The following is a 25,230-nucleotide window of genomic DNA, read 5'->3' on the forward strand; positions in this document are numbered from 1 at the left end:
AACGATCAGTACTAAAAGTTCGAGGCGGTGTTTACCGCCTCTGTAACGATCAAAGATTTCCGGAGTACGCCATGGCCACCGCCATTCCCCTGAACGCGGGCACTGACCCCACCTTGAAGCAGCGACTCCGGCACGCCGAGCGGGTCAACCGCTGGAAAGCCCAGGCCTTGATCGCGCCGCTGGTGCTGTTTCTGTTGCTGGTGTTCCTGGTGCCGATCGTGGCGCTGCTCTACAAAAGCGTGGGCAACCCGGAAGTGGTCGGCGGTATGCCACGCACCGTGTCCGCCATCGCCAGTTGGGACGGCCGAGGCCTGCCCGCTGAACCGGTTTACAAAGCGGCCAGCGAAGACCTCGCCGAAGCCCGCAAGAATCAAACCCTGGGCGATTTGTCCAAGCGCCTGAACATGGAACTGGCCGGCTACCGCAGCCTGCTGACCAAAACCGCCCGCGCCTTGCCGTTTGCCACCGAGCCGGCCTCTTATAAAGAAGCACTGGAAGGTCTCGACGAACGCTGGGGCGACCCGGCCTACTGGCAAGCGGTGCGCCGCAACGCCAGCAGCATCACGCCTTTCTACCTGTTGGCGGCGGTCGATCATCGTATCGATGACCTCGGTGAAATCGCCCCGGCCACACCTGACCAGGCGATCTATCTCGACATCTTCGCCCGGACCTTCTGGATGGGCCTGATCATTACGGTGATCTGCCTGCTGCTCGCGTATCCATTGGCTTACCTGCTGGCGAACCTGCCATCGCGTCAAAGCAACCTGTTGATGATTCTGGTCCTGTTGCCGTTCTGGACCTCGATCCTGGTGCGCGTCGCCGCGTGGATCGTGTTGCTGCAATCGGGCGGGCTGATCAACAGCGGCCTGATGGCCATGGGCATCATCGATAAACCGCTGGAACTGGTGTTCAACCGCACCGGGGTCTACATCTCCATGGTGCACATTCTGCTGCCGTTCATGATCCTGCCGATCTACAGCGTCATGAAAGGCATCTCGCCGACGTACATGCGCGCAGCGATTTCCCTCGGCTGCCACCCGTTCGCCAGCTTTTGGCGGGTGTACTTCCCGCAGACCTATGCCGGTGTCGGCGCCGGTTGCCTGTTGGTGTTCATCCTCGCCATCGGCTACTACATCACCCCGGCGTTGCTGGGCAGCCCGAACGATCAGATGGTCAGCTACTTCGTCGCCTTCTACACCAACACCAGCATCAACTGGGGCATGGCGACCGCACTCGGTGGGCTTCTGCTGCTGGCGACCGTGGTGCTTTATCTGATTTACAGCTGGCTGGTGGGCGCCAGTCGCCTGCGCCTGAGCTAAGGGGAGAACGAAATGCTGAGTCCTTATATGTCGCCCGTTGAGCGGGTGTGGTTCTACAGCTTGCGGATTCTCTGCGGCTTGATCCTGTTGTTTCTGATTCTGCCGGTGCTGGTGATCATTCCGCTGTCGTTCAACTCGGGCAGTTTCCTCGTGTACCCGCTGCAAGGTTTCTCGCTGCACTGGTACCAGGACTTCTTTGCCTCGGCCGAATGGATGCGTGCATTGAAGAACAGCATCATTGTCGCCCCGGCGGCGACGGTGCTGGCGATGGTCTTCGGGACGCTGGCGGCGATTGGCCTGACCCGCGGTGATTTTCCCGGCAAGGCGCTGGTCATGGCGCTGGTGATTTCGCCGATGGTGGTGCCGGTGGTGATTATCGGTGTGGCGAGTTACCTGTTCTTTGCCCCGCTGGGGTTGGGCAACAGCTTCTTCTCGCTGATCGTGGTGCACGCGGTGCTGGGTGTGCCGTTTGTGATCATCACGGTGTCGGCGACCTTGCAGGGGTTCAACCATAATCTGGTGCGCGCCGCGGCAAGCCTGGGTGCTTCGCCACTGACCGCGTTTCGCCGGGTGACGTTGCCGCTGATTGCGCCGGGCGTGATTTCGGGGGCGCTGTTTGCCTTCGCGACGTCGTTCGATGAAGTGGTGGTGACGTTGTTCCTCGCCGGCCCCGAGCAAGCGACCTTGCCACGGCAGATGTTCAGCGGGATCCGCGAAAACCTCAGCCCGACCATCGCCGCCGCAGCGACATTGCTGATCGCCTTCTCGGTGATCCTGTTGCTGACCCTGGAATGGCTGCGCGGTCGCAGCGAAAAACTGCGCACCGCCCAGGTCTAACGCCACACACCATCCCCTGTGGGAGCGAGCTTGCTCGCGATAGCGGACTATCAGTCGACATCAATGTTGAATGTTAGTCAGTCATCGCGAGCAAGCTCGCTCCCACATTGGTTTTGTGCGGTGTTCGAGATCGTTGGTCATTCACGACCCGAATAGCAGACAAACCCCAATCCCCAGCTACTATTGTGCCCAGCTCCCCTATCTATAAGAGGCTGCGCACGATGAGTCTTTCCTCTTTCAAAATCGCTCACAAACTGATCACCGGCGCAGGTGCCATCGAGCAGCTCGCCGCTGAACTGACCCGTCTGGATGTCGACAACCCGCTGATCGTCACCGATGCCGCGCTGGTCAAGTCCGGCACGGTCGAATTGGCGCTGGCGCAGCTGGGGGGCCGGTCCTACGAGATATTCGACCGGGTGCTGCCAGACCCGGAAATTGCCATCGTCGAAGACTGCATGCGGGTATACCGCGACGGCGGGCATGACGGCTTGATCGGTCTGGGCGGCGGCAGTGCCATCGACATCGCCAAGAGCGTGGCGGCGTATGCCGGTTACCACGGTGCGCTGGAAGATTTGTTCGGCATCGATCAGGTGCCGCGCAAGGGGCCGCCGCTGATCGCGATCCCGACTACTGCCGGCACCGGTTCGGAAGTCACCAACGTGGCGATCCTTTCCGACAAGGTCGCGCAGCTGAAAAAAGGCATCGTCAGCGACTATCTATTGCCAGACGTGGCGCTGGTCAGTCCGCAAATGACCCTGACCTGTCCGCGCAGTGTCACCGCCGCCAGTGGCGTCGACGCGCTGGTGCACGCCATCGAATCCTACCTGTCCGTCAACGCCTCGCCGATTACCGACGCCCTGGCCATCGGCGCCATCAAGCTGATCGCCAAGGCGTTGCCCAAGGCCTATGCCAATCCGTCCAACCTGCAAGCGCGCGAAGACATGGCCACCGCCAGCCTGATGGCGGGCATGGCGTTCGGCAATGCCGGGGTCGGCGCGGTGCATGCGTTGGCGTATCCACTGGGCGGACGTTTCAACATTGCACATGGTGTCAGCAACGCCTTGTTGCTGCCCTATGTCATGACCTGGAACAAGATGGCCTGTGTCGAGCGCATGCAGGATATTGCCGAGGCCATGGGGGTGAAGACCGCTCATTTGAGCGCCAACGAAGCGGCGGACAAAGCCGTGGAGGCGATGACGGCTCTGTGCACTGCGGTAGAAATCCCGTTGGGCCTGCGCAGTTTCGGTGTTCCCGAAGATGCGATCCCGGCCATGGCCGCAGAAGCGGCGGGGATCGAGCGCCTGATGCGCAATAATCCTCGCAAATTGAGCGCCGTCGATATCGAGAAGATCTACCGGGCGGCGTACTAGAGCGCTGCCAGCGCAAATTGATCGAAGGCAGCCCCAATCATCGCGGTCACAGTGCGCGCGCCAAACTATGAGGTATACAATGCGCGCCATCGTGATTCTGCTCAAAAAAGGTGCGTCATGCAGCCCTTCGTCATTGCTCCGTCGATTCTCTCCGCCGACTTCGCCCGCCTGGGTGAAGAAGTGGACAACGTCCTGGCCGCCGGTGCCGACTTCGTGCACTTCGATGTCATGGACAACCACTATGTGCCGAACCTGACCATCGGCCCGATGGTGTGCGCGGCGCTGCGCAAGTACGGCGTGACCGCGCCGATCGACGCGCACCTGATGGTCAGCCCGGTGGACCGCATCGTCGGTGACTTCATCGAAGCCGGCGCGACCTACATCACCTTCCACCCGGAGGCCTCACAGCACGTCGACCGTTCCCTGCAACTGATCCGCGAGGGCGGTTGCAAATCGGGCCTGGTGTTCAACCCGGCAACCCCGCTGAGTGTGCTCGAATACGTGATGGACAAGGTCGACATGATCTTGCTGATGAGCGTCAACCCAGGCTTCGGCGGGCAGAAATTCATCCCCGGCACCCTCGACAAGCTGCGCCAGGCGCGCGCCTTGATCGACGCCTCGGGGCGTGACATCCGCCTGGAAATCGACGGTGGCGTCAATGTGAACAACATTCGTGAAATCGCTGCGGCGGGCGCGGACACCTTCGTCGCAGGGTCGGCGATTTTCAACGCGCCGAACTATCAGGAAGTGATCGAGAAGATGCGTGCCGAACTGGCGCTGGCTCGCCCATGAGTGGTTTTGAGCAGCTGTTCCCGGGGCGTCTGCCGCGGCTGGTGATGTTCGATCTGGATGGCACGTTGATCGATTCGGTCCCGGACCTCGCAGCGGCTGTGGATCACATGCTGCTCAAGCTGGGCCGCAAACCCGCGGGCCTCGAGTCGGTACGGGAATGGGTCGGTAACGGCGCGCCGGTATTGGTGCGTCGTGCGCTGGCGGGTGACATCGAGCACTCGACGGTTGATGACGTCGAGGCTGAACACGCGCTGGAGATTTTCATGCAGGCCTATGGCGCGAGCCATGAGCTGACCGTGGTTTACCCCGGTGTGCGTGACACCCTCAAGTGGCTGAATAAACAAGGCGTGGAAATGGCGCTGATCACCAACAAGCCGGAACGCTTCGTCGCGCCGCTGCTGGATCAGATGAAAATCGGCCGCTACTTCAAATGGATCATCGGCGGCGATACCTTGCCGCAGAAGAAACCTGACCCGGCCGCGCTGTTTTTCGTGATGAAAATGGCCAACATTCCGGCCTCGCAGTCCTTGTTCGTCGGCGATTCGCGCAGCGATGTGCTGGCGGCGAAAGCGGCAGGGGTCAAGTGTGTGGCGCTCAGTTATGGCTACAACCATGGCCGGCCGATTGCCGAAGAGTCGCCGGCGCTGGTGATCGACGATCTGCGCAAGCTAATTCCCGGTTGCCTGGATCCGGCCGCTGAGATAACGTTGCCCGACGCTGTTCAACCCCCTGCTGGAAACGCCATCGTGGTGGTCACTCGCAAACTCTGGATGAAAGTCATCAAGGCCCTGGCCCGCTGGCGTTGGCGCGCCTGACTTGTTCCTGGCCGGCCTACCGGCGCGTTTGCATACCTGACTGTTAGACCCTCAAGCCACGAGGCTACCCCATGATCCGCGAAGAATTCCTGCGTTTGGCCGCTGCCGGCTACAACCGCATCCCGCTTGCCTGCGAAACCCTGGCTGACTTCGACACGCCGCTGTCGATCTACCTGAAACTGGCCGACGAGCCGAACTCCTACCTGCTGGAATCGGTTCAGGGCGGGGAGAAGTGGGGCCGTTACTCGATCATCGGCCTGCCATGCCGCACCGTGCTGCGCGTGCATGACCATCACGTCAGCGTGACCGTCGACGGCATCGAGACCGAAAGCCACGACGTGGAAGACCCGCTGGCGTTCGTCGAAACCTTCAAGGCCCGCTACAACGTGCCGACCATCGCCGGTCTGCCGCGCTTCAACGGCGGCCTGGTGGGGTACTTCGGTTATGACTGCGTGCGGTATGTGGAGAAGCGTCTGGGCAAATGCCCGAACCCGGATCCACTGGGCGTGCCGGACATTCTGCTGATGGTCTCCGACGCGGTGGTGGTGTTCGACAACCTCGCCGGCAAGATGCACGCGATTGTGCTGGCCGACCCGGCGCAAGACGGTGCATTCGAGCATGGCCTGGAACGTCTGGAAGAACTGCTGGAAAAACTTCGCCAGCCGATCACGCCGCGCCGTGGCCTGGATTTCAGCAAACAGCAGTCGGCTGATCCGGTGTTCCGTTCGAGTTTCACCCAGGACGATTACGAAAAAGCCGTCGACACTATCAAGGAATACATCCTGGCCGGCGACTGCATGCAGGTCGTGCCGTCCCAGCGCATGTCGATCGACTTCAAGGCTGCACCGATCGATCTGTACCGGGCGCTGCGTTGCTTCAACCCGACGCCTTATATGTACTTCTTCAACTTCGGCGACTTCCATGTCGTCGGCAGTTCGCCGGAAGTGCTGGTGCGGGTCGAAGACAACCTGATCACCGTGCGCCCGATTGCCGGCACCCGTCCACGCGGGGCCAACGAAGAGGCCGACCTGGCGCTGGAAAAAGACCTGCTGTCCGACGACAAGGAGATCGCCGAGCACTTGATGCTGATCGACCTGGGCCGTAACGACACCGGTCGGGTCTCGGAAATCGGTTCGGTGAAACTCACCGAGAAAATGGTCATCGAGCGTTATTCCAACGTGATGCACATCGTGTCCAACGTCACCGGGCAGTTGAAGGCCGGGCTGACGGCGATGGACGCGCTGCGGGCGATCCTGCCGGCGGGCACGTTGTCCGGTGCGCCGAAGATTCGTGCGATGGAAATCATCGACGAACTGGAACCGGTAAAACGTGGCGTCTACGGCGGCGCGGTCGGTTACTTTGCCTGGAACGGCAACATGGACACCGCGATTGCGATTCGCACGGCGGTAATCAAGAACGGCGAACTGCACGTGCAGGCCGGTGGCGGCATCGTGGCCGACTCGGTACCGGCGCTGGAGTGGGAAGAAACCCTGAACAAACGCCGCGCGATGTTCCGCGCCGTGGCCCTGGCCGAACAAACCCCGGACACCTGAGTCCACGCAATACTTCCCTGTAGGAGTGAGCCTGCTCGCGATGAGGCCAGCACAGCCAACATAGATGTCGCCTGGCCTATCGCCATCGCGAGCAGGCTCACTCCTACAAGGGGGCGTGCGAACACCCAAAAAAAAACGCGGCGCCTGTGAAGGCGCCGCGTTTTTTATGGCCGATCGAGTTAGAAGTCCAACGCAACCCCTAAATTAATCCCTTGCTGGGTAAAGTCGTCATCCTTGCGAATGTTATAGCTGGCGCGCAGTGCCAGTTCCTTGGTGAGGTTGTGGCTCACCCCCAGGTTCACCCGGTTCAGGTTGGTTTGCGGGGTGTAGCCTTCCAGCGTGAACTGGTTGTTTGGCAGGGTGTTGAGGTTGATCGCCACGTCCTGGGTATCGTCGTTGTACTCACGCTCGTGAGCCATTTCACCGAATACCTGGGTTTGTGGGGTGATCTGGTATTTGCCCTGCAAACCGATGCCGAGGCGGCGGGAAATACTGTCCTGGTCGCCATAGGTCAGCGCTGTGGAATCATTGCCGTCCTCTGAATAACCATCGACTTTGACCTTGGAGAAGTCGGCGCTGACAAACGGCGACAGGTGCCAAGGGCTGCTGGCCTGTTGGGCGATGTCATAGCCGATGCGGGCGCTGAAGGCTTCGACGAAGCCACTGGTGTCGCCTTTCTCGCTGCGCTCGTTGGCGCCCAGCTGGAATTTACGCTTGAGGCTGTCGTAGTCCAGATGCCCGGCGGTCAACGCCATGTCAGCCCATATACGATTTTGTTGGTATTGGGCGAATGCGGTGCCCAGGTAAGTGTTGAGCTTGTAGTCGGAGTCGTTCGTCCCGGCTTCGAGTTTCTGGTTATAGAAACCGGCCGCTACGCCCACGCGCCAGGCATCGTCGAGGCGATAGCTGCCGCCGATGTTCAGGTTGTAACCATTGCCGTCGGCGCTGACGACGCTGTCCTGACCATCAAAGTCCTGATGCTGGCCACCGCCGGAAACAATGGCGCGCCATTGGCCGACGCCTTGCCAGTTTTCCCAATCGGCCAGCCATTGGTTGCGCAGTTCATCCTGGTGTGCGCGCAAGGTGCCTTGGGCCATTTGCGGCAGCAGCGTCAGCTCCCACGGCGCCGACAACAGCGAATACGCGTAATCGGCAATCAGGCGTTGCCCGGCTTCGGTCGGGTGCACCGAGTCGTTGTAGATCAGCTTGGTCGGGTCGGGGGTGGCGCTGTTGATGCCGTAACGGGTGTTCTCGGTGCAGCCGCTACCGCTGAAGCAGGTCGCGGTCAGGTTCTGGTCCGTCGCCAAGCCGAACTGCGCCGGATTGGCGAACGCCTCATTGAGCAACACCGGAATGTTCAGCGGGATCACTTCGGCATTGATGTTCTGCAGTCTGCTCACCAGCTCCGTGTTGAACTGGGCGCTGAGCTGTGAGGTGAACGCTTGCAGCGGGCTGCCGTTGATTGCCGGCGTCAGGCCGATGTCGGGCAGCAGCCAGACCATGATGTATTTGGCACCGGCGGTTTGCAGCGTCTGCACGCTGTTGGCCAGTCGATCGGCGGCGGCGCTGGCCTGGGGCAGGCTGGTCACGCGCCCTTGCAGGAAGTCGTTGCCGCCACCCGACAGGTAATACAGCGCGTTCGGGTCAGCCCGGAAGTTGTTCGATGGCAAGTATCCGGCACGGGTGCGATCGCCGGTGGCGGACGTGCTAGTGATCGAATCGAGAATCTGATCGGTGCGATAACCGCCGACGGCCCAGTTGTTGCCATCGGGCTGGCCATTGCTGGCGCGCACCGCCGAAGACGATGAAGCGGTCTGGTCCGCGGTGTACCCCAGTTTGCCACCGAGAATCTGCGTGGAGTTGAGCGAGCGGACTTCGCCGCTGCCATCCAGATAAACCGGTCCCGTCCGGTTGGTATACCGCTGAGTCGCTCCGGCAGGCCCGCCGGTGTCGGCAAAGGTGCCGGCATCGTTGAGGCTGTCGCCGAAGACGACGAAATGGGTGTACGGATTCGGTGCGGCGTACGCTTGAGCGCAGGCCATGGCGAGCAAGCATCCTGCGAGCGGTACAAACAACGTCTGTTTGATCATGAGCAAGTCCGTTTATTTATTGTTTTAGGAGAACAAAACGACAGTACCAAAAACGTCCGGCCTTTTGCCATCCGTCGCGAAGCCTTTGAGAGTTTCGCGAGCAGCAGCCCCGGCCATATTGCACGCTCTGCCCAGCTAAGTTACTGTGCCGAGACGTATGAATGAGACCTTCCCCGTGTTGATCATCAGTAAACTCCTGGATCAAGTCATCAAGGCACACGCCCGCTGGCGTTGGCGCGCCTGAATTCTTTTGCCGGTTCCGCCGGACCTGTACCGCTTTGCCTTCTTTACCCGTTTGAAATGCCGCTTTGCTGGCGCTACTCCGGCACCTGACAAAGCGCAGCGCTCTGCGGGTCAATCATTCGAAGGCTGTCTTTAAAGTCAGTGAATTCAAGAGGTTCAAAAACGCCATGTTGCTGATGATCGATAACTACGACTCCTTTACCTACAACGTTGTGCAGTACCTCGGTGAGCTCGGCTCCCAGGTCAAAGTCGTGCGCAACGATGAACTGACCATCGCTGAAATCGAAGCCCTCAACCCAGAGCGCATCGTGGTGTCCCCCGGTCCTTGCACCCCGACCGAAGCCGGGATATCGATTGAAGCGATCAAGCATTTCGCCGGCAAGCTGCCGATTCTTGGCGTCTGCCTCGGCCACCAGTCCATCGGCCAGGCCTTTGGTGGTGATGTGGTGCGCGCCCGTCAAGTGATGCACGGTAAGACTAGCCCGGTATTCCACGAGGACAAGGGCGTATTTGAAGGCCTGAATCGTCCATTGACGGTCACCCGCTACCATTCGCTGATCGTCAAGCGTGAAACCTTGCCCGACTGCCTGGAGCTGACCGCCTGGACCCAGCTTGAAGACGGCTCGGTCGACGAGATCATGGGCCTGCGCCACAAAACCCTGAACATCGAAGGCGTGCAGTTCCACCCTGAGTCGATCCTGACCGAGCAGGGCCACGAACTGTTCGCTAACTTCCTCAAACAAACCGGCGGCACGCGCTAAGGACCTTTCATGAATATCAAGACAGCCCTGGGCCGTATCGTCGATCACCTCGACCTCAGCACCGATGAAATGCGTGATGTGATGCGCGAAATCATGACCGGCCAATGCACAGATGCGCAGATCGGCGCATTCATGATGGCCATGCGCATGAAGAGCGAGAGCATCGACGAAATCGTCGGCGCCGTGTCGGTCATGCGCGAGCTGGCGGACAAGGTCGAACTCAAGACCCTCGACAGCGTCGTCGACGTGGTCGGCACCGGCGGTGACGGTGCCAACATTTTCAACGTGTCGACCGCTTCTGCTTTCGTGGTTGCGGCGGCCGGTTGCACCGTGGCCAAGCACGGTAACCGTGCGGTCTCGGGCAAAAGCGGCAGCGCCGATCTGCTGGAAGCGGCGGGGATCTACCTGAACCTGACTCCGGTTCAAGTCGCGCGTTGCATTGACAACGTCGGCATCGGTTTCATGTTCGCCCAGACTCACCACAGCGCCATGAAGTACGCCGCCGGTCCGCGCAAGGATCTAGGCCTGCGTACCTTGTTCAACATGCTCGGCCCGCTTACGAATCCGGCCGGTGTGAAACATCAGGTGGTGGGCGTGTTCAACCAGGCGCTGTGCCGGCCATTGGCCGAAGTCCTGCAGCGATTGGGCAGCAAGCACGTGCTGGTGGTGCATTCGAAAGATGGCCTGGACGAATTCAGCCTGGCCGCGCCGACCTTCGTGGCGGAATTGAAGAACGACCAGATCAGCGAGTATTGGGTCGAGCCTGAAGACCTGGGCATGAAGAGCCAGAGCCTGCATGGCCTGGCCGTGGAAAGCCCGGCGGCCTCGCTGGAATTGATTCGCGATGCGTTGGGCAAACGCAAAACCGAAAGCGGTCTGAAAGCCGCCGAAATGATCATGCTCAATGCCGGTGCCGCCCTGTATGCCGCTGACCATGCCACCAGTTTGAAAGAGGGCGTTGCCTTGGCGCACGACGCGCTGCACACCGGTCTTGCTCGGGAGAAACTCGAGGAGTTGGGTGCATTTACCGCGGTATTTCGAGTGGAGAATGAGGGATGAGTGTACCGACGGTTCTGGAAAACATTCTGGCGCGCAAGGTCCAGGAAGTCGCCGAGCGTAGCGCTCGTGTGAGCCTGGCCGAGCTGGAAAGTCTGGCCAAGGCGGCCGATGCACCCCGTGGTTTCGCCCAGGCATTGTTGGCGCAGGCCAAGCGCAAGCAACCGGCGGTGATTGCCGAAATCAAGAAAGCTTCGCCGAGCAAGGGCGTGATCCGCGAGAACTTCGTTCCTGCCGACATCGCCGAAAGCTACGAGAAGGGCGGCGCGACGTGTTTGTCGGTGCTGACCGATATCGATTACTTCCAGGGCGCCGATGCGTATCTGCAACAAGCCCGGGCGGCGTGCAAACTGCCGGTGATCCGCAAGGATTTCATGATCGATCCTTATCAGATCGTCGAAGCCCGTGCGCTGGGCGCCGATTGCGTGTTGTTGATCGTCTCCGCACTGGATGACGTGAAAATGGCCGAGCTGGCTGCCGTGGCAAAAGGTGTCGGCCTCGATGTGCTGGTAGAAGTTCACGACGGCGACGAGCTGGAGCGGGCCTTGAAAACCCTCGACACTCCGCTGGTTGGCATCAACAACCGCAACCTGCACACGTTCGATGTCAGCCTGGAAACCACCCTCGACCTGTTGCCGCGCATCCCTCGTGATCGCCTGGTGATTACCGAAAGCGGCATCCTCAACCGTGCGGATGTCGAATTGATGGAAATCAGCGACGTGTATGCGTTCCTGGTCGGCGAAGCGTTCATGCGTGCCGAAAGCCCGGGGACCGAGTTGCAGCGACTGTTCTTTCCGGAGCGCGGTACTGCGGTGAGTGGTTCTACACTCGACTGATTACACGCAGACCGAGTCGACCCTATCGCGAGCAAGCTCGGCTCCTGCAGGAGAACCCATGTAGGAGCCGAGCTTGCTGGCGATGGCGGCATAAATAGCACCTCAGACTTCAAGTCCAACGGAATGCCTTATGACCTCAATCGTCTCTTTGACTGTCGAAGCCGGCCTGCAAGCCGAACAAGACTTGCTGGCAGCGGTCTGCACCGGAGATTCGGAATTAGGCCTGCTGTTCTGGCAACCCAATGACCGCGCCCTGGTCATGCCCCGACGCCTGAACCGCTTATCCGGTTTCGAAGCTGCGTGCGAAGTCTCGGCCGCTGCCGGTTGGCCCGTGCTCTTGCGTGAAACCGGCGGTGAGCCCGTGCCGCAATCGGCATCCACCCTCAACATCGCATTGGTCTACGCACCGCCACGCAGCGAAGGCGACCAAAACCGCATCGAAACCGCCTATCACCGACTCTGCGATCCTATCTGCCAGTTGTTGGATGAGCTGGGCGGCGTGTCGTCCCTCGGCGAAATCGAAGGTGCGTTCTGCGATGGCCGTTTCAACGTCAACCTTGATGGCCGCAAGATGGTCGGCACAGCACAGCGTTGGCGCCAGAGCAAGGGCGGCACGCGTCCGGTCGGATTGGTGCATGGTGCGTTGTTGCTGGATAATGAGCGGGAATCGATGGTTGCGGCGGTCAATCGTTTCAATGAAGCCTGCGGCCTGGAACAGCGGGTTCGCGCCGAAAGCCACATCGCCCTGCATGAGAAGTTCGCCGCGCCCGATGCACTCGGGCGGCTCGACGCGCTTTATCGCCAATTGCTGGCAGACCTGTTCAAGGCTTAGCGCGTACCGAAGACCACCATGGTCTTGCCTTTGACGTCCACCAGGTTGCGTTCCTCCAGATCCTTGAGCACGCGGCCGACCATTTCACGCGAGCAACCGACAATCCGTCCGATTTCCTGGCGGGTCACTTTGATCTGCATGCCGTCCGGGTGAGTCATCGCATCCGGCTGCTTGCACAGTTCCAGCAGGCAACGAGCGACGCGTCCGGTCACATCGAAGAACGCCAGGTCGCCGACCTTGCGCGTGGTATTGCGCAGACGTTGTGCGATTTGTCCGCTGAGGACGTAAAGAATGTCTGGGTCTTGCTGGGACAGCTCGCGGAATTTCGCGTAGCTGATTTCCGCGACTTCGCATTCGATCTTCGCGCGCACCCAGGCGCTGCGTGCCTGTTCCAGGCCAGCCTGTTCGAACAGACCCAACTCACCGAAAAAGTCCCCGGCGTTCAGGTAGGCGATGATCATTTCACGACCATCGTCGTCCTCGATCAGGATCGTGACCGAGCCTTTGATGATGAAAAACAGGGTTTCCGAGCGATCACCCGCGCAAATGATGTTGCTCTTGGCCGCATAGCGACGGCGTTGGCAATGCATCAACAGCTTGTCGAGGTTTTTGATTTTGGGTATTGGGGTAATAGCAACCATGGTTGTATCCCGAAAAGACGTCACGGTGTGTGTTTGGTTTTCTTATGAGCTGCTGACTAGGGTCGAGGCAAAGCTGGCTATGCGCCAGCGAATTGGCGTCAGCTTAACAGACACTTCCTGCAATATTTGAGAATTTACCTACGGCTTGGACACCTGCGTCCTAGGAAGGTGAAACGCTGTCAATCAGGGGCCCTGTGCTAAGCTGGCGTCCCTTTTTTAGACAGTGGAGTCTTGGCGATGAAGGCACGCATCCAATGGGCTGGCGAAGCCATGTTCCTCGGTGAATCCGGCAGCGGTCATGTCGTGGTCATGGACGGTCCGCCCGATGCCGGCGGTCGCAACCTGGGTGTCCGGCCGATGGAAATGCTCCTGCTGGGTGTCGGCGGTTGCAGCAATTTCGACGTGGTCAGCATCCTCAAGAAGTCCCGTCAGGCCGTTGAAAGCTGCGAAGCCTTCCTTGAAGCCGAGCGTGCGACCGAGGACCCGAAGGTCTTCACCAAGATTCACATGCACTTCGTGGTCAAGGGCCGCGGGCTGAAAGAAGCCCAGGTCAAGCGCGCCATTGAGCTGTCGGCGGAGAAGTATTGCTCGGCCTCGATCATGTTGGGCGCCGCTGGCGTGGCGATTACCCACGACTACGAGATCATCGAACTCGGTTGAGCCGACATTCAACTATCATAAAAGCGGTGCAGACTCTGGCGAACCCAAGCTGACGTCTGCATAATGCGCCACTTTTTTCAGGGTAGTGGTCCGTCAACCGACAGGCCGCGCCCCCGAACTGACAACCAAAATCGCCATCGCGAAGAGGTGTTAACCGTCCTACGCAGGTGCGTTGTTCGCATTTGACGGGCATGCTTGATCACGCGGCCAGGCCGCAATACATAGAGAGTTTTTAACGGTGAAAAGCAAACTCAAGCTCCACGGGTTCAATAACCTGACAAAGACCTTGAGCTTCAACATCTATGACATCTGCTACGCGGAAACCCCGCAAGACCAACAGGCTTACGTTGAGTACATCAATAAAGAGTACAACGCGAAACGCCTGACGCAGATCCTCACGGAAGTTGTCGATATCATTGGTGCCAACATCCTGAACATTGCCAGTCAGGACTACGAACCACAGGGCGCCAGCGTCACGATTCTGATCTCTGAAGAGCCGGTAACCCCGACCGACAGCCAGATCGAAGAGTCCCCGGGCCCGCTGCCTGAAATTATCCTGGCCCACCTCGACAAGAGCCACATCACGGTGCACACCTACCCGGAAATCCATCCGGTGGACGGTATTGCGACTTTCCGTGTGGACATTGACGTGTCGACCTGTGGTGTCATCTCACCGTTGAAAGCACTCAACTTCCTGATTCACCAGTTCGATTCGGACATCGTGACCGTGGATTATCGTGTGCGCGGTTTCACCCGTGACGTTGAAGGCAAAAAGCACTTCATCGACCACGAGATCAATTCGATCCAGAACTACCTGTCCGACGACACCCGCGACGCGTACCAGATGACGGACGTGAACGTGTACCAGGAAAACCTGTTCCACACCAAAATGCTGTTGAAGAACTTCGAACTGGATAACTACCTGTTCGGTGACGCCACCAGCAACCTGTCCTCTGAGCAACGTGCCCAGGTGACTGAGCGTGTGAAGCACGAAATGCTCGAAATCTTCTACGCACGCAATATGGCGTAAGATTCTCGAACACAAAAAAGGCGACTCCCTCACGGCAGTCGCCTTTTTTATGGCTGAAACGAAGAACCCTGTAGGAGCGAGCCTGCTCGCGATAGGGCCCTCCGGGGCAGTGCATCTATCAGATCCGATAAGTACTCTTGGTCATCACCTTGGCCAACAAACTCATCCCGAACTTCACTGGTGCCGGAAAACGGAACCCGCCCGCATCCAGCGCACTCTCAGCGTGATGTTCTTCATCAATACGCATCTGCTCAAGAATCGCCCGGGACTTTTCGTCCTCCGCCGGCAATTGCTCCAGGTGTTCATTCAAGTGCTTGCACACTTGATGTTCAGTAGCGGCAACAAAACCGAGGCTGACTTTGTCGCTGATCAACCCGGCCACTGCGCCAATCCCGAAGGACATGCCGTAGAACAGCGGGTTAAGAATGCTGGTATGGCTGCCCAACTGATGAATGCGTTGCTCGCACCAGACCAGATGGTCGATTTCTTCTTCGGCAGCATGTTCCATGGCGGCGCGCACATGCGGGAGCTTGGCGGTCAGGGCTTGCCCTTGATACAACGCCTGGGCGCAGACTTCACCGGTATGGTTGATGCGCATCAGGCCGGCAACGTGCCGGGTGTCCTCATCGCTCAATTTTGCATCGGGCTGGACGATGGCCGGCGACGGGCGGTAAGGCTGGCCACTGAAGGGCAGCAGGGTGCGCATGGCGGCATCGGCTTGCAGCAGAAGACGGTCAATCGGCGAGTAGTGACGTTGGGTAGTCATGCTGACCTCCGGGAAAAATCTCGGCGGCCAGTTTAACCCAATCGGCCGGGGAAGGTTTGAGCTGGGTCATGCGGGAGTGGCTGGCCACTCCCCTGGAACAGCCGGCAATCAGCCCGGCGGCCAGTGCATCTGACGCTGACCCAGTACGTGCATATGAATGTGATAGACAGTCTGCCCACCTTCTTCATTGCAGTTCATGACAACGCGGAAACCTTTTTCGCAACCCAGTTCCAGCGCCAGACGCTGTGCGGTGAACAGAATATGCCCGGCCAGCGCCTTGTCGTCCTCGGTGAGTTCGTTAAGGGTGCGCACCGGTTTCTTTGGGATCACCAAAAAATGCACAGGTGCCTGTGGGGCGATATCGTGGAAGGCCAGTACCTGGTCGTCCTCGTAAATGATCTTGGCCGGGATTTCCCGGTTGATGATCTTGGTGAACAGAGTATCCACAGCTGTTTTCTCCGTTGTTTTGGCTGGCCTGAGTGTACCCATGGTTTTACCGAAGGACCATTCAGCGTGGGCAGTAAACCTTGTTGACCATGCCGGCAATTGTCCGATTCAGCCAGCGCGAGCCGAGCCGTGGCAGGAAAGCGCGCCAGCGGTTGCGTCGGCCGGGGATGATGATGGCGCGATTTTTCTCCAGGGCGCGTACGGTATAGAGCGCCACTTCTTCAGGACTCATGAGCATTTTGCTGTTGGTCAGTTTGCCCGTGTCCAATTGCGCGGTACGGAAGAAACCGGTGCGCGTCGGGCCGGGGCACAGCACCGAGACCTTGACCGCGCATTTCTTCAGTTCGACGCGCAAGCCTTCGGAAAAATGCAGCACGTACGCCTTGCTCGCGTAGTAGGTACTCATCCACGGGCCGGGAAGGAACGCAGCGACCGAGGCGACATTGAGGATCTGCCCGCCACCCTGCAAGGCCATGGAATTTCCGATGGCGTGGCAGAGGCGGGTGAGCGCCAGGATGTTCACTTCGATCAGGTCCTGCTCGGTCATCCAGTCTTGAGCGAGAAAGGGACCGCAGGTGCCCATGCCGGCGCAGTTGACCAGCAGATCAATCTGCCGGTCACCTTCCTCCAGTTCCAGCAGAAAGCCCGACAGGCGTAGTGGCTCGCCAAGGTCACAGGCACGGAACAGCACTTCCACGCCAAAACGTTGAGTCAGTTCAATCGCAATACTTTCCAGCTGATCACGCTGTCGGGCCACCAGAATCAGGCTGCGGCCACGGCGGGCCAGCGCTTCGGCCATCGCCAGGCCGATACCGCTGGAAGCGCCAGTGATCAGAGCGTAACGGGTCATGCAGTTCTCCATCGCAACAGCTCCGCGCCGCGACGCAGGTGTCACGGGCGGGGAGCGCTGTTTATTCTTTCGCAGAGTCTACAGGGGCCGGGGCTTCTTCGGCTTCATCGTCTGCAGAATCCGGTGCGGGTTCGGCTGCTTCGGCTGCTTCGGCCGGTTCGACTTCAACGTCTTCGGTGGTCACCGAGCCGCTGTCGTAGCTGCTTGTCGTGGTGCTTTCGTATTCTTCCTGAATCGCACTGTAACCGCCGGCCAGAGCTCCCACGATGACGATGGCGATAAACACAACCCACAACGAAGAAAGCACTTTGACCGCCGTGGTATTGGGCGGAGGTGGCGGGCCGTAGCGGTTGGCGATGTTGGTGCCTGGGGCGACCATAATCACCAGCGGGAAGAAACTGCCTACGAACGGGACGAGGTTCAACAGCCATAGCCAGCCGGACCAGCCGATGTCGTGCAAGCGTTGAACACTGAACTGGATACTGACGACCGCCACTGCAATGAACAGAATGAACGCGACCAGACCGCCGATGATCAAGCCTGCCGTCGAATCGGCACTGATAATCGCGAACGCCAGGATGGCCAGGACCGAACCGACGGCGAGCAAGACAAGGGTCAGGGCCATCGTCCACGCCAGATAACGCAAGCGCCCGATGCGACCTTCGACACTGAACGGCTTAAGTGTGGCGAACGCCGGCAGGCTTTCGCCGACGCTGGCCTGAGGCGGAGCGTAGGGGGAGGCTGGTTCGGCGAAGACAGGCTGGGGCCTGGCGGGAGCGTGTTCGTGCGCGTCGGCCAGGTTCAGCTCGATAGATGACTCGCTTTCGATCCGTGCATTGATGCCGGTTTTCGTCAGCGCCTGCAGGTAAATTTGTGCGTCGACGTGCGACAGATCCTGCTTGAGCGTGACGGTCTTGCCGGTGAACAGCCGTTCAACCGCAGCGACTTCGCTTTTGTACAGCGCGGCGAGATTCTGCTTGGCGGTCGTGAGGTCGACGCCTGGCAGCAGAGCGCCGTCGAATACGATCTTGAAACGGTTTTCGCTCATTGCGAGGCATCCTTGTCGCGAGTGTTTGAGTTAGAAGTGTTGCAGCTACAGAGTGTAAGGCCAGCCGGGTTGGGCTGGCCAAAACTTTCCTCTCAGCGCGGCCAGCGTTTTGGCAGCTGTGCCGCCAGATCCAGTGCCTTGCGGTATTCCGCGTCCAGCCGTGCGACCAATTGATCGACACTCGGCAAATCATCGATTTCCCCAACGCCCTGACCCGCAGACCACACGGTTTTCCAGGCTTTGGCTTCGTCGCTGACCGGTTTCAGTTTGGAACCGAAGTTGACCTCACCCTTGTTTTGCAAGGCCGCCATGTCGAAACCGGCGGCTTCCAGGCTTTGGCGCATGAAACTTGCCGGTATGCCGGACACCGCAGGAGTATGGACGATGTCCGCCGCCCTGGAAGTCAGCAACATTTCTTTGTATGCGTCAGGCGCATGACTTTCAGTGGTGCCGATAAATCGCGTACCGAAGTAGGCCAAATCCGCACCGAGCAATTGTGCCGCGAGAATCTCGTGGCCATGGTTCAGGCAGCCGGCCAGCAACAGCGTCTTGTCGAAGAACTGACGAATTTCGGCAATCAGCGAGAACGGACTCCAGGTGCCAGCGTGGCCACCGGCGCCCGCAGCCACGGCGATCAACCCGTCCACACCAGCCTCGGCGGCTTTTTCCGCGTGGCGGCGAGTCGTCACGTCGTGGAACACCAGGCCACCATAGCTGTGCACGGCGTCGACCACTTCTTTCACCGCGCCGAGACTGGTAATCACAATCGGCACTTTGTGCTCGATGCAGATCGCCAGGTCCGCTTGCAGGCGTGGGTTGCTGTTGTGGACGATCAGGTTGACCGCATAAGGGGCCGGGTTCTCCAGTATCGCCAGGCCTGCCTCGATCTCTTCCAGCCAGGCCTTGAACCCGCTGCTCTCGCGCTGGTTGAGCGCGGGGAAACTGCCCACCACGCCATTACGGCAGCAGGCGAGCACCAATTGCGGATTGGAAATCAGGAACATCGGCGCAGCCACGACCGGCAGACGCAAACGTTGTTCGAGCAGAGCGGGCAGCGACATTGGAAGTACCCCGGAAAGTGGTGCGTATTAAAGTTAGAACGGCCGAACGACGACCAGAATGACGATAGCCAGCAATATCAGAACCGGGACTTCATTGAACCAGCGATAAAAGACATGGCTGCGGGTGTTTTCGCCACGGGCAAAGCGCTTCACCTGCGCACCGCACATGTGGTGGTAGCCGATCAGGATCACCACCAGGGTCAGTTTGGCGTGAATCCATGCGCCTTGACTGAAGATGCTCGGATTGAGGGCGATCAGCGCAATGCCGAAGATCAGGGTGGCGATCATCGCCGGGCCCATGATGCCTCGGTACAGCTTGCGCTCCATGACGCTGAAGCGTTCCTTGCTGACCGTGTCCTCACTCTGTGCGTGATAGACGAACAGGCGCGGCAGGTAGAACAGGCCGGCAAACCAGCAGACCATGCTGACGATATGAAACGCTTTGAGCCACAAATAGAGCATTTTTAGTTATTCCCAGGTTCACGGTAGCCCGGATAGTAGAGGCTTGAGCGGCCGCACGTCACCTTGCCGGTTGTCGCAGGACGATACGCACCCTATTATCGACGGCTTTCCAGTGGGTTCGTTGAGGGCAGGTTTATGGTCAAGGTCGGTATCGTCGGCGGCACGGGTTACACCGGTGTCGAACTGCTGCGTCTGTTGGCACAGCATCCGCAAGCTGAAGTGGTAGTGATCACTTCCCGATCCGAGGCTGGCCTGGCCGTGGCCGACATGTACCCGAACCTGCGAGGCCATTACGACGGCCTGGCGTTCAGCGTTCCGGACATCAAGACATTGGGTGCTTGCGACGTGGTGTTCTTTGCCACACCACACGGCGTTGCCCATGCGTTGGCGGGCGAACTGCTGGCAGCCGGGACCAAGGTCATCGACCTGTCAGCGGACTTTCGTCTGCAGGACTCTGTTGAGTGGGCCAAGTGGTACGGCCAGCCGCACGGTGCTCCGGAACTGCTGGAAGAGGCGGTTTACGGTTTGCCGGAAGTCAATCGTGAACAGATCAAGGAGGCTCGCCTGATCGCGGTGCCAGGTTGCTACCCGACCGCTACGCAATTGGGTTTCCTGCCACTGCTCGAAGCGGGCCTGGCGGATACCACGCGCTTGATCGCTGACTGCAAATCCGGTGTCAGCGGAGCGGGTCGTGGCGCCTCTGTAGGATCGCTGTACTCCGAAACGTCGGAAAGCATGAAGGCTTATTCGGTGAAAGGTCACCGTCACTTGCCGGAAATCCGCCAAGGGCTGCGTCGTGCAGCAGGCAAGGACGTCGGCCTGACCTTCGTTCCGCACCTGACGCCAATGATTCGCGGCATTCACTCGACGCTTTACGCAACCGTCGTGGATCGCTCGGTCGATCTGCAAGCGTTGTTTGAAAAGCGCTACGCCAATGAACCGTTCGTCGATGTAATGCCAGCCGGCAGCCACCCGGAAACCCGCAGCGTGCGCGGGGCCAATGTCTGCCGTATTGCCGTGCATCGTCCGCAAGATGGCGACCTGGTCGTCGTGCTGTCTGTGATCGACAACCTGGTCAAAGGCGCGTCGGGTCAGGCGGTGCAGAACATGAACATTCTGTTCGGCCTGGACGAGCGCTTCGGCTTATCCCACGCCGGCATGCTGCCGTAAGGCGCAATCGCGGAGAGCAAAAAGGCCCATTGAATGGGCCTTTTTGCATTCTGGTCGGACAGTTTGCTTGATTGATATACCGTAACAATAGTTGACCGATTTTCTAGGAGAAGCGGATAATGCGCGTCATCACGCATTATGGCGGCGTAACGCCGGGAGATAGTCAGCATGAGCGTCGAATCCTTCACCCCCACGGCTTTGCAATTCACCCACGGTGCCGCGCACAAGGTGAAGAGCCTGGTCGATGAAGAGGGGAATGATCGCTTGAAGCTGCGCGTATTCGTTACGGGCGGCGGTTGTTCAGGTTTTCAGTACGGCTTCACCTTCGATGAAGAAGTGGCCGATGACGACACCATCGTCGAGCGCGAGGGCGTGAGCCTGGTCGTGGACCCGATGAGCTTCCAGTACCTGGCAGGCGCCGAGGTGGATTATCAGGAAGGTCTGGAAGGTTCGCGTTTCGTGATCAAGAACCCGAACGCCAGCACTACCTGTGGCTGCGGTTCTTCATTCTCGATCTGATCGCACCTTCAGCACACTGTAAAACGCCGCAGGACCTTATGGGTTATGCGGCGTTTTGCTGTCTGGGGTTTATGCGGGGTAGATCGCACCGAGTACGCGCTGGCCGCGGGCGCCGGTGACGCTTGGGCGGTTGGCGGCGATGCCTTCGAGGCAGCAATGGGCCAGCCAGGCGAAAGCCATGGCTTCAACCCAGTCGGGGTCTACACCGTGAGTGGCGGTGCTGCTGACTTGCGCATTCGGCAGCAAGCCGGCCAAGCGCTTCATCAGCGTCGTATTGTGCGCGCCGCCGCCGCAGACCAGCAGTTCTTGAGTGTTCGACTGGGCGTGTTGCAGTGACTCAGCGATGGTCAGCGCGGTGAGTTCGAGCAGCGTGGCTTGCACGTCTTCGGCGGCGAAGGTCGGTAGCTTCGACAAATGCTGTGTCAGCCAGGGCAGGTTGAACACTTCGCGGCCAGTACTTTTTGGGCCTTTGGTCACGAAGAAGGGATCGCTGAGCAATTCATTGAGCAGATCCGGTTCGACGTTGCCGCTGGCGGCCCATTGGCCGTCACGATCGAAGTTGTCGCCGCGCTGCTGGTGAATCCAGGCATCCAGCAGCACATTGCCCGGACCGCAGTCGAAACCCGCAACCGGTTTGCCGGGTTCAATCAGGCTAAGGTTGCTGAATCCGCCCACATTCAACACCGCGCGATGACCTGCGCTTTCATCAAACAAGGCTTCGTGGAAGGCGGGAACCAGCGGAGCACCTTGCCCGCCTGCGGCCACATCGCGGCTGCGGAAGTCACTGACTACGGTGATGCCGGTCAACTCGGTCAGCAGGGCGGGGTTGCCGATCTGCACGGTAAAGCCGCGCGCCGGTTCGTGGCGAATGGTCTGGCCGTGGCTGCCAATCGCGCGAATGTCTTCGGGCTTCAGGTTTTGTTGATCGAGCAGGGAGTGAATGCCCTGGGCGGCCAGTCTTACCCAGTTTTGTTGGGCGATGGCGGAGCGGGCAATCTCGTCCGGGCCGCTGGCGCACAAGCCAAGCAGCTCGGTGCGCAGGGACTCCGGCATGGGAATGTAGTGCGTGGCGATCAGTTTGATCGCCGGGGAGAGCTCAACCAGCGCGATGTCCAGGCCATCGAGACTGGTTCCGGACATCACACCAATATAGAGCGTCATGGCTTAGCGCTTGCTCGAAGCTAGCAGGGTAGCCTTCTCTTGATCCATGCGCGCCATCAGCGGCTGGCTCTGCGCGAGGAAGCGCGAGCGTTCAGCCTTGGCGATCGGATCGGCCATTGGCAACTTCTGGCCCAGTGGATCGACGTGAACGCCGTTGACCTGGAACTCATAGTGCAAGTGCGGGCCGGTGGAGAGCCCGGTGGTGCCGATGAAGCCGATGACCTGGCCCTGTTTAACTGTGCCTCCAGTCTTCACGCCTTTGGCGAAGCCTTGCATGTGGCCATACAGCGTGGTGTAGGTGGCGCCGTGCTGGATGATCACGGTGTTGCCATAGCCGCCGCGGCGACCGGCCAACAATACTTTACCGTCGCCGGCAGCCTTGATTGGCGTGCCCCGTGGTGCTGCATAGTCAACGCCTTTGTGGGCGCGAATTTTGTTCAGGATCGGGTGCTTGCGGCCCATGGAGAATTTCGAACTGATGCGGGCGAAATCAACCGGGGTACGGATGAACGCTTTGCGCATGCTGTTGCCGTCAGCCGTGTAGTAGCTGCTGTTGCCTTGTTTGTTGATGTAACGCACAGCGGTGTAGGTCTTGCCGCGGTTGGTGAAACGTGCGGAAAGGATCGGGCCGTTGCCGACAGGCTTGCCGTTGACGACTTTTTGCTCGTAGATCACATCGAACTCGTCACCCTGGCGAATATCCTGGGCGAAGTCGACGTCGTAGCCAAACACGCTGGCCATGTCCATGGTCAGGCTGTGGGACAGTCCGGCGCGAGCGGCGGATTGCGACAACGAGCTGTTGATGACGCCGTGAACGTAGGCGGAACGCACGGTGGGCTTGGCAGTGATGCGGTTGAACACATAACCCTTGTCATTCTTGGTCAGGGTAATGCTTTCGACGTCGCTGATCTTACTGTGCAGGTTGGTCAACTGGCCTTTAGGGTCCAGTTCGAATTCGAGCTTCTGCCCATGTTTAAGCTGACTGAACTGCTTGACTTGCTTGTCGCTGGCGAGGATTTCATGCACCGCAGCGGCCGGGAGGCCAACTTTCTCAAACAGTGTGGAGAGCGTATCGCCTTTGGAGACGATCACTTCCCTATGGTTTGGAGCCTTCTTTTCTTCGACCACAGGAGCGGCCTGAGCGGTTTCCTGCGGTTCTTCGGCGGCGTTTTCGATCTGCGCGAAAGGGGAGGCTACGGGTTCATTTGTGGCTTGAGCAGCCTCTGCAGCGTCTTGTTCTTGTGACAGTTGATCAGCAGGGGTTTCCAGTTCAAGACTCAGGGTGGTCTTTTTGGCTTCAACATCGCTGGAAGGGAATACCAGAAGCGCCAGGCTCAGCAGAGCGGCGATGCCACTTGCTGCGAGCAGGTGGGTCTTCGGGTAAAGCGGTGGCGCTTTAGACGATTCTTTGGTCATAAGTGATTTTTGACTTTGAAAAAAGATGAATTGGAAAAGATGAATGACATGATGAAGATGAAATAACTGTATAAAATATAACCAAATCATCTCTGAAGCAAGTCCGCGGACACTCTGCCGGCGGATTGGCGTCATTGCGCCGGCCAAACTTTGTATTTGACGCGTGATCTTGTATGGTTGGTCCCCTTTGAATTCGAGCCTTGCGGGTCTGTTATGAAGTCGGTTGAAGAGCAGCTAGCGCTGATTAAACGTGGTGCGGAAGAACTGTTGGTCGAGTCCGAGCTGATCGAGAAGCTCAAACGTGGCCAACCGCTACGTATTAAGGCTGGCTTCGATCCGACTGCGCCGGATTTGCACCTGGGTCACACCGTGCTTATTAATAAGCTGCGCCAGTTCCAGGAACTGGGGCATCAGGTGATCTTCCTTATCGGTGACTTCACCGGAATGATTGGTGATCCGAGCGGGAGGAGTGCGACTCGTCCGCCGCTTACCCGTGAGCAGGTCCTCGAGAATGCCGAGACCTACAAGACCCAGGTCTTCAAGATTCTTGATCCGGCTAAAACCGAAGTTGCGTTCAACTCCACCTGGATGGATCAGATGGGGCCGGCCGACTTCATTCGCCTGACTTCGCAGTACACGGTCGCGCGCATGCTCGAGCGCGACGATTTCGACAAGCGCTATACAACCAATCAGCCCATCGCGATTCATGAGTTCCTCTATCCGCTGGTTCAGGGTTATGACTCGGTCGCGCTGCGTGCAGATGTCGAGTTGGGCGGTACCGATCAGAAGTTCAACCTGTTGATGGGGCGCGAGCTTCAGCGCGGGTACGGTCAAGAGCCGCAGTGCATTCTGACTATGCCGTTGCTCGAAGGCCTGGATGGCGTGAAGAAGATGTCCAAGTCTCTGGGCAATTACGTCGGTATCCAGGAAGCGCCGGGTGTCATGTACAGCAAGCTGGTTTCCATTCCGGATGCACTGATGTGGCGTTACTTCGAATTGCTCAGCTTCCGCTCCATGGAAGAGATCAATGTATTCCGTGCCGATGTCGAGGCTGGTGCGAACCCGCGCGACATCAAGATCAAGCTGGCTGAAGAGATCGTTGCGCGTTTCCATGGAGAGGAGGCTGCGGCCAATGCTCACCGTGGAGCAGGCAATCGTATGAAGGAAGGTGAGCTGCCGGATGATCTGCCTGAGATCGAATTGACTGCTGCTGAAGATATGCCGATTGCGGCTGTTCTTAATAAGGCAGGTTTGGTGAAGAATTCGGCGGTGGCGCGTGACCTGTTGAATGCTGGCGGTGTACGTATAGATGGTGAGGTGGTTGATCGCACCTTTATATACGTACTGGGCGCGACGCACGTTTGTCAGGCCGGTAAGAAGTCATTTGCGCGTATTACGCTGAAATCCGAGTAAAGCTGCAAATCATTGCTTGACGGCAGATTCTGGATGTCTATAATTCGCCCCACTTCCGGCGCAGTCGAAACGGAAAACTCCT

General features: G+C 59.0%; 25 protein-coding genes. 15 read left to right on the plus strand and 10 right to left on the minus strand.

The window, feature by feature from the left end; all coding sequences use genetic code 11:
• Positions 1-71: 71 nt before the first annotated feature.
• From SB725_RS03535 to trpE, 6 genes are all read left to right on the plus strand, one after another.
• Entirely contained in the window at positions 72-1,319 is a 1,248-nt protein-coding gene (locus SB725_RS03535) for an ABC transporter permease (RefSeq protein WP_027926740.1), read from the plus strand.
• A gap of 12 nt (positions 1,320-1,331) precedes the next feature.
• On the plus strand, positions 1,332-2,156 hold the full coding sequence (locus tag SB725_RS03540; RefSeq protein WP_027926741.1) for an ABC transporter permease: 825 nt from the start codon (positions 1,332-1,334) through the stop codon (positions 2,154-2,156).
• A 221-nt stretch (positions 2,157-2,377) separates the two neighbouring features.
• On the plus strand, positions 2,378-3,526 hold the full coding sequence (locus SB725_RS03545) for an iron-containing alcohol dehydrogenase (RefSeq protein ID WP_059182079.1): 1,149 nt from the start codon (positions 2,378-2,380) through the stop codon (positions 3,524-3,526).
• A 117-nt stretch (positions 3,527-3,643) separates the two neighbouring features.
• On the plus strand, positions 3,644-4,318 hold the full coding sequence (rpe, locus tag SB725_RS03550; RefSeq protein ID WP_027926743.1) for a ribulose-phosphate 3-epimerase: 675 nt from the start codon (positions 3,644-3,646) through the stop codon (positions 4,316-4,318).
• Positions 4,315-5,133 (plus strand): phosphoglycolate phosphatase, encoded by an 819-nt coding sequence (locus SB725_RS03555; RefSeq protein WP_027926744.1) that lies wholly within the window; start codon positions 4,315-4,317, stop codon positions 5,131-5,133. The genes rpe and SB725_RS03555 overlap by 4 nt, the downstream gene beginning before the upstream one ends.
• Before the next feature lie 71 nt (positions 5,134-5,204).
• A complete protein-coding gene (gene trpE / locus SB725_RS03560; protein ID WP_027926745.1) occupies positions 5,205-6,686 on the plus strand; it encodes an anthranilate synthase component I in 1,482 nt (493 codons plus the stop codon).
• A gap of 179 nt (positions 6,687-6,865) precedes the next feature.
• Here the strand turns inward: trpE and estP are convergent, their stop codons facing one another.
• Entirely contained in the window at positions 6,866-8,776 is a 1,911-nt protein-coding gene (gene estP / locus SB725_RS03565; protein ID WP_027926746.1) for an esterase EstP, read from the minus strand.
• Between the two features lie 410 nt (positions 8,777-9,186).
• Between estP and SB725_RS03570 the strand changes: the two genes are divergently transcribed.
• The 4 genes from SB725_RS03570 (at position 9,187) to SB725_RS03585 (ending at position 12,504) form a co-directional block, all read left to right on the plus strand.
• Positions 9,187-9,780, plus strand: coding sequence for an aminodeoxychorismate/anthranilate synthase component II (locus tag SB725_RS03570; RefSeq protein WP_007906885.1), 594 nt, complete (start codon positions 9,187-9,189; stop codon positions 9,778-9,780).
• Positions 9,781-9,789: 9 nt separating this feature from the next.
• The gene (gene trpD / locus SB725_RS03575) at positions 9,790-10,839 is read left to right on the plus strand and encodes an anthranilate phosphoribosyltransferase (RefSeq protein WP_027926747.1); all 1,050 of its coding nucleotides are present in this window, start codon (positions 9,790-9,792) and stop codon (positions 10,837-10,839) included.
• On the plus strand, positions 10,836-11,672 hold the full coding sequence (gene trpC, locus SB725_RS03580) for an indole-3-glycerol phosphate synthase TrpC (protein WP_027926748.1): 837 nt from the start codon (positions 10,836-10,838) through the stop codon (positions 11,670-11,672). Before trpD ends, trpC begins: the two co-directional genes overlap by 4 nt.
• 130 nt (positions 11,673-11,802) lie before the next feature.
• Positions 11,803-12,504 carry a biotin/lipoate A/B protein ligase family protein gene (locus SB725_RS03585; RefSeq protein WP_027926749.1) on the plus strand — a complete coding sequence of 234 codons (702 nt, stop codon included), beginning with the start codon at positions 11,803-11,805 and terminating at the stop codon, positions 12,502-12,504.
• Here SB725_RS03585 and crp read toward each other — a convergent pair.
• Positions 12,501-13,145 carry a cAMP-activated global transcriptional regulator CRP gene (gene crp, locus SB725_RS03590; RefSeq protein ID WP_027926750.1) on the minus strand — a complete coding sequence of 215 codons (645 nt, stop codon included), beginning with the start codon at positions 13,143-13,145 and terminating at the stop codon, positions 12,501-12,503. The two genes, SB725_RS03585 and crp, sit on opposite strands and share 4 nt — an antisense overlap.
• Before the next feature lie 237 nt (positions 13,146-13,382).
• Between crp and SB725_RS03595 the strand changes: the two genes are divergently transcribed.
• Together SB725_RS03595 and speD are read left to right on the plus strand one after the other, a co-directional pair.
• The gene (locus tag SB725_RS03595) at positions 13,383-13,805 is read left to right on the plus strand and encodes an OsmC family protein (protein ID WP_007941657.1); all 423 of its coding nucleotides are present in this window, start codon (positions 13,383-13,385) and stop codon (positions 13,803-13,805) included.
• Between the two features lie 238 nt (positions 13,806-14,043).
• Positions 14,044-14,835 carry an adenosylmethionine decarboxylase gene (gene speD, locus SB725_RS03600; protein ID WP_027926751.1) on the plus strand — a complete coding sequence of 264 codons (792 nt, stop codon included), beginning with the start codon at positions 14,044-14,046 and terminating at the stop codon, positions 14,833-14,835.
• Between the two features lie 118 nt (positions 14,836-14,953).
• Here speD and coq7 read toward each other — a convergent pair whose 3' ends face one another.
• From coq7 to hemJ, 6 genes are all read right to left on the minus strand, one after another.
• Positions 14,954-15,601 (minus strand): 2-polyprenyl-3-methyl-6-methoxy-1,4-benzoquinone monooxygenase, encoded by a 648-nt coding sequence (gene coq7 / locus SB725_RS03605; protein ID WP_027926752.1) that lies wholly within the window; start codon positions 15,599-15,601, stop codon positions 14,954-14,956.
• A gap of 108 nt (positions 15,602-15,709) precedes the next feature.
• Complete coding sequence (locus SB725_RS03610) at positions 15,710-16,048, minus strand: histidine triad nucleotide-binding protein (RefSeq protein WP_027926753.1); 339 nt, start codon at positions 16,046-16,048, stop codon at positions 15,710-15,712.
• A gap of 61 nt (positions 16,049-16,109) precedes the next feature.
• Positions 16,110-16,898: an SDR family NAD(P)-dependent oxidoreductase gene (locus SB725_RS03615; RefSeq protein ID WP_027926754.1), complete on the minus strand. Its 789-nt coding sequence runs from the start codon at positions 16,896-16,898 to the stop codon at positions 16,110-16,112.
• Between the two features lie 61 nt (positions 16,899-16,959).
• Positions 16,960-17,946: a DUF805 domain-containing protein gene (locus SB725_RS03620; protein ID WP_410921279.1), complete on the minus strand. Its 987-nt coding sequence runs from the start codon at positions 17,944-17,946 to the stop codon at positions 16,960-16,962.
• Between the two features lie 92 nt (positions 17,947-18,038).
• On the minus strand, positions 18,039-19,007 hold the full coding sequence (locus SB725_RS03625) for an NAD(P)H-dependent flavin oxidoreductase (RefSeq protein ID WP_027926756.1): 969 nt from the start codon (positions 19,005-19,007) through the stop codon (positions 18,039-18,041).
• A 33-nt stretch (positions 19,008-19,040) separates the two neighbouring features.
• On the minus strand, positions 19,041-19,469 hold the full coding sequence (gene hemJ / locus SB725_RS03630) for a protoporphyrinogen oxidase HemJ (RefSeq protein WP_027926757.1): 429 nt from the start codon (positions 19,467-19,469) through the stop codon (positions 19,041-19,043).
• A 135-nt stretch (positions 19,470-19,604) separates the two neighbouring features.
• Here hemJ and argC point away from each other — a divergent pair, with 135 nt between their 5' ends.
• Complete coding sequence (gene argC / locus SB725_RS03635; RefSeq protein WP_027926758.1) at positions 19,605-20,639, plus strand: N-acetyl-gamma-glutamyl-phosphate reductase; 1,035 nt, start codon at positions 19,605-19,607, stop codon at positions 20,637-20,639.
• Between the two features lie 168 nt (positions 20,640-20,807).
• Entirely contained in the window at positions 20,808-21,158 is a 351-nt protein-coding gene (erpA, locus tag SB725_RS03640; RefSeq protein ID WP_007947969.1) for an iron-sulfur cluster insertion protein ErpA, read from the plus strand.
• A 69-nt stretch (positions 21,159-21,227) separates the two neighbouring features.
• On the opposite strand, the gene SB725_RS03645 is transcribed toward erpA, so the two are convergent.
• On the minus strand, positions 21,228-22,319 hold the full coding sequence (locus SB725_RS03645) for an anhydro-N-acetylmuramic acid kinase (RefSeq protein ID WP_027926759.1): 1,092 nt from the start codon (positions 22,317-22,319) through the stop codon (positions 21,228-21,230).
• 3 nt (positions 22,320-22,322) lie between these two features.
• Positions 22,323-23,735, minus strand: a complete 1,413-nt coding sequence (locus SB725_RS03650) for a peptidoglycan DD-metalloendopeptidase family protein (RefSeq protein WP_410921282.1) — start codon at positions 23,733-23,735, stop codon at positions 22,323-22,325.
• Positions 23,736-23,948: 213 nt separating this feature from the next.
• Here SB725_RS03650 and tyrS point away from each other — a divergent pair, with 213 nt between their 5' ends.
• A complete protein-coding gene (gene tyrS / locus SB725_RS03655) occupies positions 23,949-25,148 on the plus strand; it encodes a tyrosine--tRNA ligase (protein WP_410921283.1) in 1,200 nt (399 codons plus the stop codon).
• The last annotated feature ends 82 nt before the right edge of the window (positions 25,149-25,230 follow it).

The organism is Pseudomonas sp. SIMBA_041 (assembly GCF_046535095.1).
GTDB classification, from domain to species: domain Bacteria; phylum Pseudomonadota; class Gammaproteobacteria; order Pseudomonadales; family Pseudomonadaceae; genus Aquipseudomonas; species Aquipseudomonas mucoides.

Coding starts and splice junctions, on each gene's coding strand:
- SB725_RS03535 (WP_027926740.1), top strand. CDS start 72: ATGGCCACCGCCATTCCCCTGAACGCGGGCACTGACCCCACCTTGAAG.
- SB725_RS03540 (WP_027926741.1), top strand. CDS start 1,332: ATGCTGAGTCCTTATATGTCGCCCGTTGAGCGGGTGTGGTTCTACAGC.
- SB725_RS03545 (WP_059182079.1), top strand. CDS start 2,378: ATGAGTCTTTCCTCTTTCAAAATCGCTCACAAACTGATCACCGGCGCA.
- rpe (WP_027926743.1), top strand. CDS start 3,644: ATGCAGCCCTTCGTCATTGCTCCGTCGATTCTCTCCGCCGACTTCGCC.
- SB725_RS03555 (WP_027926744.1), top strand. CDS start 4,315: ATGAGTGGTTTTGAGCAGCTGTTCCCGGGGCGTCTGCCGCGGCTGGTG.
- trpE (WP_027926745.1), top strand. CDS start 5,205: ATGATCCGCGAAGAATTCCTGCGTTTGGCCGCTGCCGGCTACAACCGC.
- estP (WP_027926746.1), bottom strand. CDS start 8,776: ATGATCAAACAGACGTTGTTTGTACCGCTCGCAGGATGCTTGCTCGCC.
- SB725_RS03570 (WP_007906885.1), top strand. CDS start 9,187: ATGTTGCTGATGATCGATAACTACGACTCCTTTACCTACAACGTTGTG.
- trpD (WP_027926747.1), top strand. CDS start 9,790: ATGAATATCAAGACAGCCCTGGGCCGTATCGTCGATCACCTCGACCTC.
- trpC (WP_027926748.1), top strand. CDS start 10,836: ATGAGTGTACCGACGGTTCTGGAAAACATTCTGGCGCGCAAGGTCCAG.
- SB725_RS03585 (WP_027926749.1), top strand. CDS start 11,803: ATGACCTCAATCGTCTCTTTGACTGTCGAAGCCGGCCTGCAAGCCGAA.
- crp (WP_027926750.1), bottom strand. CDS start 13,145: ATGGTTGCTATTACCCCAATACCCAAAATCAAAAACCTCGACAAGCTG.
- SB725_RS03595 (WP_007941657.1), top strand. CDS start 13,383: ATGAAGGCACGCATCCAATGGGCTGGCGAAGCCATGTTCCTCGGTGAA.
- coq7 (WP_027926752.1), bottom strand. CDS start 15,601: ATGACTACCCAACGTCACTACTCGCCGATTGACCGTCTTCTGCTGCAA.
- SB725_RS03615 (WP_027926754.1), bottom strand. CDS start 16,898: ATGACCCGTTACGCTCTGATCACTGGCGCTTCCAGCGGTATCGGCCTG.
- SB725_RS03620 (WP_410921279.1), bottom strand. CDS start 17,946: ATGAGCGAAAACCGTTTCAAGATCGTATTCGACGGCGCTCTGCTGCCA.
- SB725_RS03625 (WP_027926756.1), bottom strand. CDS start 19,007: ATGTCGCTGCCCGCTCTGCTCGAACAACGTTTGCGTCTGCCGGTCGTG.
- hemJ (WP_027926757.1), bottom strand. CDS start 19,469: ATGCTCTATTTGTGGCTCAAAGCGTTTCATATCGTCAGCATGGTCTGC.
- argC (WP_027926758.1), top strand. CDS start 19,605: ATGGTCAAGGTCGGTATCGTCGGCGGCACGGGTTACACCGGTGTCGAA.
- erpA (WP_007947969.1), top strand. CDS start 20,808: ATGAGCGTCGAATCCTTCACCCCCACGGCTTTGCAATTCACCCACGGT.
- SB725_RS03645 (WP_027926759.1), bottom strand. CDS start 22,319: ATGACGCTCTATATTGGTGTGATGTCCGGAACCAGTCTCGATGGCCTG.
- SB725_RS03650 (WP_410921282.1), bottom strand. CDS start 23,735: ATGACCAAAGAATCGTCTAAAGCGCCACCGCTTTACCCGAAGACCCAC.
- tyrS (WP_410921283.1), top strand. CDS start 23,949: ATGAAGTCGGTTGAAGAGCAGCTAGCGCTGATTAAACGTGGTGCGGAA.